Source organism: Cesiribacter sp. SM1 (assembly GCF_020178975.1).
Classification (GTDB): domain Bacteria; phylum Bacteroidota; class Bacteroidia; order Cytophagales; family Cyclobacteriaceae; genus Cesiribacter.
Window position 1 is genome coordinate 51,885 of the sequence record NZ_JAHXBU010000004.1, and the last position, 12,563, is coordinate 64,447.

Sequence of the window (12,563 nt, forward strand, 5' to 3'; positions counted from 1 at the left end):
GCAAGGGCTATGTTTTTTATACACCCATTCATACCGTCAATACCCATACGCCAAAAACATACCCAAATGCCCGTCAACCGAAACGCTCTGATCCGCTACCGCACCCTCGATATCTGCCTGCGCAACCGCTACCGGCAATGGACGCTTGAGGACCTGATAGAAGCCTGCTCGGAGGCGCTCTATGAATACGAGGGCATCGACAAAGGAGTGAGCCGCCGCACGGTGCAGATGGACCTGCAGATGATGCGCAGCGATAAGCTGGGCTACAACGCACCCATTGTGGTGGTGGACAAGAAGTATTACATGTACGAGGACCCGGACTACTCCATCACCAACATTCCCCTCACCGATCAGGATCTGGGCAAGCTAACCGAGGTGGCAAACATTCTGCGCCAGTTCAAGGGTTTCACCCATTTCCATGAGCTGAACGGCATGGTGCAGCGGCTGGAGGACAGGATTCACACCGCCAAAACCAAACAGGCACCCATCATCGACCTGGAGAAGAACGAGAACCTCAAGGGCCTGGAGCACATCGATGCATTGTACCAGGCCATTTTGAAGAAGCAGGCGGTGGAAATTTCCTACCAGTCTTTTAAAGCAAGAGAGGCTTCTCATTTTACTTTTCACCCCTACCTGCTAAAAGAGTACCGCAACCGCTGGTTTGTACTTGGCATCAAGAAAAAAAGCCAGCCCCTGCTCACCTTGGCACTGGACAGGATTATAGGCATTCAGGAATCGGGTGTTAGCTATCTTGAAAATACCACGCACAATCTTTCGAGCCACTTCAGCGATGTGCTGGGTGTAACGGTTAATGTGGGCGATGAGCCGATGGAGGTAGAGCTATATGTAGACAACTACAATGCACCCTATGTGCTCACCAAGCCCCTGCACCATTCGCAGAAGCTGCTGGAAACTGGTAAGAACGGCATTGTTATTCAGCTGAAGGTAAAGCATAACTTTGAGCTGGAGCGGGAGATCCTGGGTTATGGCGAATGCATGAAGGTGCTGAAGCCGGAGCGCCTGAAGCGGCGTATCCAGGAGAAATTTAAAAACGCATACGAGCTCTATGAAAAGGAACTGAAGCTAAGCGAGTTGGAGAGCAGCATGAAAAAGCTGCATCGCCGGGGCTCGGCTATCCTGGAGAATATATACACCCAGAGAGAAATAGGAAAGGTCCTCTCCATGATCCACCGGGCAACGGAAGATGAAGACCTATTTCCCCGGAGCGAAAACCTATTTGCCATCCGCAGCCTGCTGAAGGAGATTCCCAACCTGAAGTCCGTACTCTTTAACAGCAACCTCTGTACGCTGATTCGGGAAGGCTTCGGTGGAGATTACTTCCTGACGAAAGCCATTTACTTCGATAAGCCACTGCAGTCGAACTGGTACGTTACCTGGCACCAGGATGTGCCCATCAATGTGGTGGAGAAAAAGGAAATGGATGGATTCAAGGGATGGACGAACAAAGCCGGGCTGGTGAGTGTAATCCCACCTGTAGAATACCTGCACAGTGCCTTCACCGTACGAATACATCTGGATGATACTGATGAGCAGAATGGCGCCTTGCGCATCATCCCCAGGAGCCATTTCAGCATTTTAAGCGATGAAGAAATTGCCCAGTTCCGCGACAGTGCAGAGAGCAGCTTTTGTAAAGTAAACAAAGGCGGCATACACCTGCTGAAGCCCCTTACCCTGCATGCCTCCTCCAAAACCGAAAACAGTAAGCACCGCCGCGTGATCCACCTGGAGTTCAACAACCAGGAACTGCCGGGGGAATTAGAGTGGCTGGAGCGGGAGGCGGTTGAAAATTAGTATAGTTCATGTGCAAGCCGAAACTAAAAACCGCTTCAAAGGCCCTTAGCGAAGGTTTTTGAAGCGGCTCGAATTAAAAAACTCAACTTTGTAGCCTCGACAGGAATTGTTTTAGTAATTATATTTACTGATTATCAATTTGTTATAAATATTTATTTTCCCTTTGGTGAAACATAGGTGAAACGCGTCCAAATCAGGTGAAGCAGAAAATATTTTCAGAAATTTTTCAGCCCATGGAAAAACCCGGTTGTTTCACCCCTGTTTCACCGGCTCTTATCACTAGTTCTCTCGCTGCTGGTTGCCCACCAAGACGTAGCTGGTACTCCTCCCCCCAGCTCCTTCTTTTGCCAAGATACCCTTTACAATTAAATCTTGAATATCCCGGCCAGCGGTATCTTGAGAGCATTTGGCAATCTTCGCCCATTTAGAAGAAGTGAGCTTTCCTTCAAAGCCATCTAACAATTTATTAATGAGCAAGCGCTGCCGTTCATTAAACGAAGTGGATACATGCTTATCCCAAAACCGAGCTTTCTGCAAGACTGCCTCCAGCTTATTATCTGCCACTTCTAATGCGCTGCGCAGGCAAGACAGAAACCACTCTAGCCATGCTGTAATATTAAGTCCTCCCTTCTGAGTTTGCTCTAGATAATCATAATATCCCGCTCTCTCTTTCCTGATCTGAGCAGACATGCTGTAGTACCGCTGCCCACTCATATCAGCCCTTGCCAACTGCATGTCAGCAATGGCTCTTGCTATCCTGCCATTGCCATCTGCAAAAGGGTGTATGGTCACAAACCACAGATGAGCCACTCCAGCTTTTAAGACTGGATCTATATCCATCTCTTCATTAAACCAGTTTAAAAACCTTTCCATTTCTTTCTCCACCTTCTCCGCATCAGGCGCCTGAAAGTGGACCCGCTCTCGCCCCATAGGCCCAGAGACTACCTGCATGGGACCTTTCTCTCCATCTCTCCAAGCACCTGTTACTATCTGCTGCATACCACTTCTTCCCGTAGGAAATAATGACGCCTGCCAATCGAACAGGCGCTCTCTCGTAAGTACCTCATGATAATGTTGGGTCGCATCCAACATCATCTCTACCACTCCTTCCACATTCCGATCTGAAGGAATAAGACCAGCAACATCAATCCCTAACCTTCTAGCGATGGAAGATCGAACTTGCTCCAGGTTTAGCAACTCTCCCTCAATCTCGGAAGACTTAAGAACATCCTGCGTTAAAGTTTGAAGCATCGCTTCCGAGCGCACAGAAAAGCCAAGTGCTTCCATACGACCAGCAATGCGCCCCTGCACATACCGCACCTCCCCCAGCAGTTTTATTAGACGGCTTTCTTCCCAGGTGAAATTAGGCCAGTGTGTATTTTGATAGATGTAGACACTCATATCAGTGGATCATGCGGTGAATGTCGGCATTATTTTCCGCATATTTGCGTAGAATAATTAAAATAATCCCCGCAACCTCTGTTACACTGTAAGGATAGAGCTTAAATCATCAAAAAGATGTCAAAACTACAGCTTCGAGGAATTCAGCTAATCCCGTAGTTATATCGTTAAAATAAAACTAAAACTTTTACCTTGCTTCCTTGTGTGCTGCCTGTGTGCACGATTTTAAAATAAGAATTCAGCAGTTAAATCATAAAGCTCAATGTCGGATCAAGGAAGTGTCTTTCAAAAAGGTGGTGGAGGAACAAATTTCGAACAATCTGTCCAATCTGCATTCTTAACAACACTGGCTATTAGAGGGAACGCTCCATGTTTAACTGCTAATGAAATCATTGAAGTTAGTTTTCAAAATACTAAACATGGATATCAAACAGACGATTTACTAATCGTTGCCCAGTCATCCTTAGGAAAACACAGGCTACTATTACAAATCAAACATGATATATCCTTCACTAAGGGAAGTACCATCTTTAAAGAGGTAATAGCAGCTTTCTGGGCTGACTTCAACAACACAGCAATTTTCGACAGATCCAAGGATAAATTAATCGTAGTAAAGAATGGACTAACCAAAGATGAGAGAAATCATCTGAGGGCACTTTTCAATTGGGCAGTTACTCATGCAACGGAAGCAGACTTCATTAGAGAAGTTGCACGCATTGAAGGAAAAGCCAGGAGGCTAAATGTATTTAGGGATTGCTTACAAGAAGCAAACGACAATGTTGCCCTCACAGATAAAGAGCTGTGGGAGTTCCTAAGATGTGTTGATGTGCTAGAGTATGATTTTTTAAATCAGAGTAGTGTAGACGAATCATATATATTTAATCTAATTCGGTTATCTAAAAGAAAGGACACAGCCCAGAACGAGAAAGAAATATGGAATGATATCTTAGGTTTTGCCTCTAGGCTAAATAAAGACGGCGGCAATGCAACCACCAATAGTATCCGACAGGAAGACTTCTACAAGAATTTTGCCGCAGAGAATCTACATCCATATTTCAAATCAGTCTCTAAGCTAAGGAGCGATAGTACAGCAATCCTTAAACCCATTAAGAATACAATTGGTGATTTGCACTTAAATCGATTAGAAACAAAAGAGTCAATAGTTAGATCACTGTTCGCCAATCAGTTTACAATTATCACCGGAAAACCAGGTGTAGGCAAATCAGCAGAAATTAAAGATGTACTGAATGATGATTTTCCTACTTCTAGTGTGTTTGTGTTTAGAGCAGATCAATTTAATCAACCTCATATTGCAAATGTGTTTTCAAGCCAGGGTATAAATGAAACTATTCAAGACGTCTTTTCCTGCATATCCTTAATTCCTAACAAAGTACTTTTCATTGATAGTTTAGAAAAACTTCTGGAAGCTGATCCTGAATCAGCATTCAATCAGCTAGTTAGTGTAATAAAAGACTTTCCAGATATAAGAGTTATTGGTTCATGCCGAAAATATGCTATAGATCTGATCATTCAGAAGTTTGAACTCGCCAATCATCAATTAGAAGTAGTTGAAGTACCAATTCTTACTGATGAAGAACTTGCAATTGTATCAGCAAAATTCCCTCAAATCAAAAGCATAACTAGAAACCAGCAACTAAGAAAATTCTTAGTTGTCCCTAAATACCTTGATTTTGCATTAAGAGCTCTGAATAAAAGTTCAGATGACTTTTCTAATATTTCACAGACTGATTATAAAGCAAAATTGTGGGACGCATTGGTCGTAGATACTTCAAATATAAGAAATGGCTTACCAATCAAGAGAGAAAAAGCCTTCATGGAGATAGCTGTGAATAGGGCTAAAGAAATGAAACTTTTTGCTAAGCCAATTCATGCGGATGCTGAGGCGATAGTTATGCTAGAGCAAGATGAAATACTTTTTCAGGATCACCTAAATAGAAGATACGCACCTACTCATGATATACTAGAAGACTGGGCATTGGAAAGATACATATCCTCCATATTTGAGGATCATCATACGCCAAAAGAATTATTCACTGCTATAGGAAATGAGCCGGCTATCAGAAGGGCCTTTCGCCTTTGGATAGAAAGTTTACTTAATGATGAAAGTGAAGAAGTAAATGTTTTGATCAAAGCTACATTACAAGATGACAGCATTGAAAAATACTGGTCCGATGAGTTATTAGTGGCAGTTTTTAGATCTGATAGCAGCGACTTGTTTTTTAAACTTTTTGAAAAGGAGCTCCTTGAGAATAATTCACAATTCATGCAGAGATGTATGGATATTATTACAACATGTTGCAAGGAAAGTGATGTTAGCGGTATGGCCAATTCTATCCTGCTGCCCGTAGGTTCCGGTTGGAAAGAAACACTTCTTTTCATAAAGAATCATCTTTCTGTTTTGGACATACTACGTCCTGCAATCATCAACTTTATCACAGACTGGCATTATCGCCTTATTTTGCAATATGAAAATACAGACGAAGCAGAGCTAGAAGCTGCAAAAGAAATAGTGGTGCGTTTTATCAATCAAATAGAAACAAATAAGGAACTACTAGAGGATGATAGTATAGCGAAAGGCATTAACAGTCTTGTTCCTATTTTATTTGATTTAGCGCCTATAGCTAAAAATGAAATAAGACAGCTTGTAGAAAGAGCTGCGAAAGCCAACAGAGAAGACTATACATGGAGGCAAAAAAATCTTAATGAAACCATAATTGAAAAATGTATTGCAGGATTAGGAAACCAGCGCTTGGCAAAGGAACTTCCAGAAATTGTAATTCAAACTGCCTGGGAGGAATGGAAGCTTCAGCCAAGGCAGGAGCCAAGATCAGACAGTATAACATCCTGGATATCAGACAAAAGATTAGGACCCGAAGAACTTTGGGGAATTACAGGTAAATCTAGCTTTTTCCCTTCTGGTATCTATAAAACGCCTTTCTATAATGTACTACAGTATCATCCACTTTTAGGACTAAAATTTATAACAGAGTTCCTTAACTATTCAGTGGAATTCTGTTTGATGGTTGATAGCGACTATAAGCCTAATCTAAAAGCTATAAATATTGAGCTTAATGACGGTACGCTTACACCTCAATGGGGAGCTCAAGAGCTTTGGACAGCTTACCGAGGCATGAGTGTCACTCACAATGCAATTGAGTCACTCCTAATGAGCCTGGAAAAATACTTATTAGAAACCGCGAGTAGAAAAACAGAAGTCAGCAAAAAAGATTTAAAATTCATCTTTATATACTTACTCCAAAACAGCAACAACATTTTCACTACTGGTGTATTAGCAAGCATTGTAATGGCTTATCCTGAAGAGGTTGAAGAAGCTATGCTACCTATCTTAAAAGTACGTGAGTTTTATGAATGGGACTTGCATCGTGCACTTGATGAATCTTCTGTACTTTCTCCTACTGATAACAAGATCTCTTTTGCACAAGAAGAACGGCATAAATCTAATCAGCTACCCCATCGTAGAAGGTACAGAAGAGGATTGAGGGATTTTATTCTTGAATATCAATTTAACATTAGAAAAATCAATAAGGAAGTCCATCAAGTGTTTGATATTCTTAAGGCTAATACTCCACAAGAAGATATCATCTGGAGAAAAGCACTAACCGAAATGGACGCAAGAAACCATAGCTTAGGTGATTATGATGAGAAAACAGGAGGATATATCATTCAGCCAGAATACGAAAAGGATGTGACAGACTTCATAGAAGCCAATGAAGATAAGATGTTAGCAGAAAGAAAAGCTTTAAATACTTCTAGTATTCTAGGAAACACCTATGAAAGAAAAGAGACTATAGAATTTCCAACCTGGGAATCTTACTTTAGAGAGTATTCAGGCAAAAATAACTTTGATATTTTGTTTGATCGGCCAGTAACTTTAGCTGCGCTAGGCTTACGAGATTTCAACTCAAACCTCAATGATGAGCAGAGAGAGTGGTGCGCAAATATTATTCTAAATATAGTAACTACTCATCTTGAAGATGTGGTTAACGGAAATTACGGCTTCCCTAAGTTTAACCCCATGGATAAAGAAGTTGCAATGACTTCACTCCATCTCCTATTTCACACTAATAAAGAAGATAAAAGAACTGAATTTATACTGATGATCATTCATTTGCTTACCTACCTAAGCGATCATGAGATAAGTAAGTTTCTTGATTATATAAAAACCAAATTTTTTGATCACCAGCCATTAGTAGGAAAAAGGGTTTGGCTCGGCTTGATTAAATATGCAAAGCTCAAAAAAATATACCCTTCCCGCCATGGCGACGATAATAATGAACAAGCAACCAAGAAAAGAGAAAATTTATTAGCCAAAGAAGTTGCTCAATCGGGAGATGAGAGCTTAGCTCTTGAGGCAATTAACTTTGGCAAATATGAAGGCTACATACTAGCTAGAGCCTTCTTAATTACACCCTTCCACTCCAAAGATGAAGAGTACTCAGTCTTTATCCACCACTTCACCTTGTTATTAATTGAGGATCTTAAAATTGAAGATGATACCTACCAAAGAAGACACCATAAGACTAAACAACTTGACTTTCAATCCATTTCAGATTCAAAAGGTTACTTATCAGATCTCTTTTTAAAGGCAGAAAGGAAGTTAGCCATTGAGGTTTTTGATTTGCTAATAAATTCAGCAAATGAGGAAAAAGAACGCTTAGGAAAGAGAAGGGATAATTTGTATGAATTTGTCTCTGACACCCTGAAATTTATTATCACCAAACTCGATGATATTATTGCATCTTCCTCTGATGAATCACTCAATCAAAAGTTAATCACGAGTTTTTGGGATCTTTGGCAACATTTCTTCTCAAGAACAAAGGATCGCCGTAACCATTTATTCATAGATATATTATTTCTTGACATCAAATGGAAAAAGACTGCCGAACATTGGAGGCCTTTAGAGGGGAAAGAGAACTTCTACTTACAAATGGTGACAGAATTCGGCGGCACCCATATTGACTCTATCTTGAATGTTTTATCAACAATCGGTGACAAAACTCTGCTACCCAATGGACTAAATTGGATTGTCGAAATCTGTAAGAAAAATGAAAGTTTAACCATAGCCCTAGCCATCCCTTCAGCAAATCGATTAATAAGAAGGCTTTTTTATAATCATATTACTGTAATAAAGAAGAACAAGCAGCTCATCAACAATTATATCTGGTTATTGAATAAAATGGTTGAATTAGGATCCTCAGAGGCATATCTATTTAGGGAAAATGTAATCACCTATAAGAGCTCTTAGTTATCAGTCTCCGATTATTTACTGTAAATGCATTGACTCTTCGAAAATACAAATCATATATATAGTTCTTATGCATAAAAGTTACATAGGCAATAGGGCTTTTGACTTGCTAAAAATCTAGGAAGGCTTAAAAAAAGCCTAGTTCAAAATACTATTATCTTTAATATTTCAGGTAAGCTTACATGCCTAAAGTAACTTTTGGGGTAATAGTTTTATGTTGTTATATTCAATGTCGTTACCTCAACCTAAATTATCATGTCCATATTATCTCCTAGCCAAGTTGACCCAGAAGATCCTAAATACATTGAAGAAAGAAACAACAGAAAGCTAACAGCGGATAAAATTCGACAAATATTAAGCAAAGTCCGAAATAACCCATCTAGTTCATCTAAACGCTGGGCATGGGAGTTGATGCAAAACGCGAAGGACGTGCCAAACACAAAGTTTGAACGTGTATCTATAAAAATCATCTTGTCCGATGATAATTTAGTCTTTCAGCACAATGGTGACGCATTTTCGCTAAGTAACATCTTTAGCCTGATTCAGCAGGTAAGCTCTAAGGATTCTACCAACAGTGACGAGAAGGTAACTGGCAAATTTGGCACTGGATTTATCAGCACCCACTTGCTATCAGAAGTTATCGATGTAAGGGGCGTTGTTAGGCACAAAGGTATATACAGAAGGTTCGAAACAAGACTTGATCGTGAAGGAAATTCCTCAGAAGAATTGCTACCTAAAATAGATGAAGCTTTAGAGCATATTAGAAAGATAGAAGATACTTCTCTCTTTCCTATCATTGAGCATTATGATGAGCAGCGTAATGAGGATGTTTGTGAAACAAGGTTTATCTACTACTTAACAACCGAGGAAAAGAAGAAAGCGGCACGAGTAGGACTTGAAGATTTGATTAACACACTTCCTATTACGCTAGTAAATAACAGGTCTATAAAGCAAGTAGAAGTACTAAATACGATTACTGGCAACTCTGAAAAATATATCTCCCAAATCGAGGAGATTGACTCTAACATAAATCAGGCAACAGTTCAGGTACTATGTTCATTTCCAAGGCAGCTAAATTATCTGGTTTATTCCAATGATAGCCTCACTTTAACAGCGGAAGTGGAGGACCACAATACCCTAAAGCTGAAAGAATCATTTGGTAAAACACCAAACTTATTTCGTGATTTTCCTTTGATTGGATCTGAACGATTTTACTTTCCTTTTATTCTTAATGGCAAACATTTCAATCCTACTGAGGACAGAGATGGGATATTGCTTCATAGCCAAGATGGTACTGAAGCAAAGGAAAACAGAAAAATCGTACAAGAGGCAGTTAATGCCGCTTTGATGTTTTCTCAGTGGTTAATCGAACGGAATGCCAGAAACCGATATGTATGTGCATTCAGCAGATTGCCTCATGAAAAGTGGGAAGACTTTTCAGAGTCGTGGTATAAAAACCTACAAGTCTTGTGGAGGAAAGAATTGGCTAGTCTTCCCATAGTAGAAACAGCAGCTGAGAATTTACAGTTATTAAAAAATTGCAGAGTCCCAAGTTACGGCTTAAGCAATGAAATAAAAACAAATTTCTACAGCCTGACATCATCTTTTATAGGCAAAAATCAAGTTCCTCACCCATCATTACACTTAAATTGGATAGAGGCTATAGGCCCTAAAGACGAGATAGAATCTTGGGGAGTAACTTTACTCTATGGCTTAGACAATTTATTAGAGGACCTACAACACTTAGGCAATCTTTACAGCTTAACAGAAAAATTAGGTGACAATTTAAATGCTATTGATTGGTTAAACCAGTTGTATATTTTTTTATCAGAGAATAAAGAAACTGACAAACTAAGAGATTATGCCATCATTCCAAACCAGCATGGCAACTTCTTAAAAATTCACGAGCTCCGCTTGGAAGATCGCAGCTCTCCTATTCCAGATGAAATTCTTGATATTTTATTGCTCATTGGTGATGATTGGCGAAAGGAAATTATTCATCGGCGTGTAATAAGCCTGAACCAAAACATTGAAACCAGATCCTTATCTGATGCATCCGAAGCAATCAATGCTTTCCTTAAAGATGGGAGAGCGAATCTTGACTTTAAAACTAACAACTTTATTAAAAGGACTGATGCACTGTCAATTCTTAAAAGTATTATTCGCAATATAGATGCAAGTGCTTCTGGGGACGATTTTAGGTGCAAGATATTCAAGTGTGCCAAAGAACTCTTCGGGTTTGAGGAAAATCTACATACGGTAACCAATATTGATAACTTTCGCTTTCAAACTGCTTTACAGCTATTCATTCATCTTCTGAATGAGAAGATTGAAAGCTGCAAAAACATTCATGGGCTTTCGGAACAATTAAATAAATCTCATCATGAAGCGATCTATTGGTTGAATTCCTATTTAAGTGTTATTGAGAGGAAGACGGATTTCAAAGAGTTATTGAAGCATGGCAATATTGTTCCTAATAGGAAGGGTCATTTGCGCGCCTACGAAGATCTCAAGAATTTTGGTACTGATGACCGTCCGCTCGATGCAAAGCTAATTACAATACTTAAGCAACTTGATGATAAGCAAGACTGGAATGAGGAGCTGGTCATGCCAGGAATACAGCTTCCGTTGGAAGGTAAAAAGTTTGATGAACTAGGTACTTGTATTGTTCATACCTTGAGGGAGCATGAAAAAGAAGAATTAGTTAACCCAGGAAGTATAAAGGGATTCAAAACACCTATACTTGACCTCATTAATTGGTGTGAATCAAATAAATATCTCGCTAATGAATTTATGTCTCATGTTGTAATTCGATCGAGTGACTTATGGCTAAAGTTCACTATGACCGATGAGGTTAGAGATATAGTCCGTGATGAAGATAGCATTGAGGTACTGAAAGAAATAAGAGCTGCTAATCTTGATAAGGATGATGTAAAAAGGGTCCTAAAGATAGCAAGTGACCTGAACAATTTAGGAAAAGATGGTCTAGGCTCCATACTTGAACACGCCGAAGACTTGCTTGAGCGGGAACAACACTTCACTTTTATGAAAGACATAGGCGAGAAAATTGAAGATGTATTCCGGGAGGCGCTAGAGTCCATGAATCTGCATATTATAATCACTTATCAGGGAATAGGCTCTCAGGACTTTGTATTATACAACCGAGACAAGCCCGAACGGCGACTGTTATTAGAGATTAAATCTTACGCTCATGGAACTAATGCTCCTTTCAAATTTGCCAGCAGTCAGATTAAAGAATCAACCATCAATTCAGAAAATTATTATGTATGTATGATTGAACGCCCTCAAAAGGGAATTTCAACATCTATAGACTATATAAAAAGCAATCTTGTTTATCGTTCTGAAGTTCAAAACTTAATGCAGTCAGTCATGAAAGATATCCACGATCTTGAACGCATTGATCGTAATTCAGATAGTGTACGTTTAGTGATTGACAAAAGGGACCAACCCAGAGTTCACGTGGATTTTCTACTACTAAAGCAAGGAGCTAAGTCCTTTCATCAACTTGTTGAAGACATACAAGCTAAGATAGCCTAGCAATCACAACTTTAAACTGTATGAGAGTAGATAAACTAATAATCTACAGAATAGACAGACATATCACTAATAGGCAAAATACTTCTAAAATGTACAGTTAAAAATCTGATCGCAAACCAGGTTTGAAGATATATCTTTAACAACGGGGAAGATATCAGGAGCTAAATTATTACCTGAATAACAAAGGGCGCTATATATCAAGTAAAATGGAGATACTTTTCATTTGGTTATTCGATTACAAGAATTTTAAGAGGCAAGGCTTTAACTTTTCTTCAGAATTTATTTTCAACGTTACAGAAATCAGCGATAGTAGATTTAGGCTTAATATTTCAAAAAACGAACAGTTCATCCCAAACTTCTTCGACAAAAGCAACGTCTTGGCTAATTCGCTTCGATTTGTGCCACTGATTTCGGTTTGTTAGTGCCAGTGTTTCCGGTTCAAACTGTGCCATTATATGGGGGCAGTCTTGCCTGATTCCGGTTCGATTTGTGCCACTTTGGAAGA

4 protein-coding genes are annotated in these 12,563 nt (G+C 39.7%); 3 read left to right on the forward strand and 1 reads right to left on the reverse strand.

Features of this window, described 5'->3' with window-relative positions; translation table 11 throughout:
* Positions 1-66: 66 nt before the first annotated feature.
* The gene (locus KWJ01_RS01030; RefSeq protein WP_224994410.1) at positions 67-1,812 is read left to right on the forward strand and encodes a WYL domain-containing protein; all 1,746 of its coding nucleotides are present in this window, start codon (positions 67-69) and stop codon (positions 1,810-1,812) included.
* A 279-nt stretch (positions 1,813-2,091) separates the two neighbouring features.
* Here the strand turns inward: KWJ01_RS01030 and KWJ01_RS01035 are convergent, their stop codons facing one another.
* Positions 2,092-3,213, reverse strand: a complete 1,122-nt coding sequence (locus tag KWJ01_RS01035) for a Fic family protein (protein WP_224994411.1) — start codon at positions 3,211-3,213, stop codon at positions 2,092-2,094.
* A gap of 262 nt (positions 3,214-3,475) precedes the next feature.
* Between KWJ01_RS01035 and KWJ01_RS01040 the strand changes: the two genes are divergently transcribed.
* Both KWJ01_RS01040 and KWJ01_RS01045 read left to right on the forward strand, forming a co-directional pair.
* Positions 3,476-8,500 (forward strand): AAA family ATPase, encoded by a 5,025-nt coding sequence (locus KWJ01_RS01040; protein ID WP_224994412.1) that lies wholly within the window; start codon positions 3,476-3,478, stop codon positions 8,498-8,500.
* Between the two features lie 255 nt (positions 8,501-8,755).
* Positions 8,756-12,058 carry a sacsin N-terminal ATP-binding-like domain-containing protein gene (locus KWJ01_RS01045; protein ID WP_224994413.1) on the forward strand — a complete coding sequence of 1,101 codons (3,303 nt, stop codon included), beginning with the start codon at positions 8,756-8,758 and terminating at the stop codon, positions 12,056-12,058.
* Positions 12,059-12,563: the final 505 nt, after the last annotated feature.

Bases quoted from the DNA above. Each gene is read 5' to 3' on its own strand.
- KWJ01_RS01035 (WP_224994411.1), bottom strand. From the start codon at position 3,213: ATGAGTGTCTACATCTATCAAAATACACACTGGCCTAATTTCACCTGG.
- KWJ01_RS01030 (WP_224994410.1), top strand. From the start codon at position 67: ATGCCCGTCAACCGAAACGCTCTGATCCGCTACCGCACCCTCGATATC.
- KWJ01_RS01045 (WP_224994413.1), top strand. From the start codon at position 8,756: ATGTCCATATTATCTCCTAGCCAAGTTGACCCAGAAGATCCTAAATAC.
- KWJ01_RS01040 (WP_224994412.1), top strand. From the start codon at position 3,476: ATGTCGGATCAAGGAAGTGTCTTTCAAAAAGGTGGTGGAGGAACAAAT.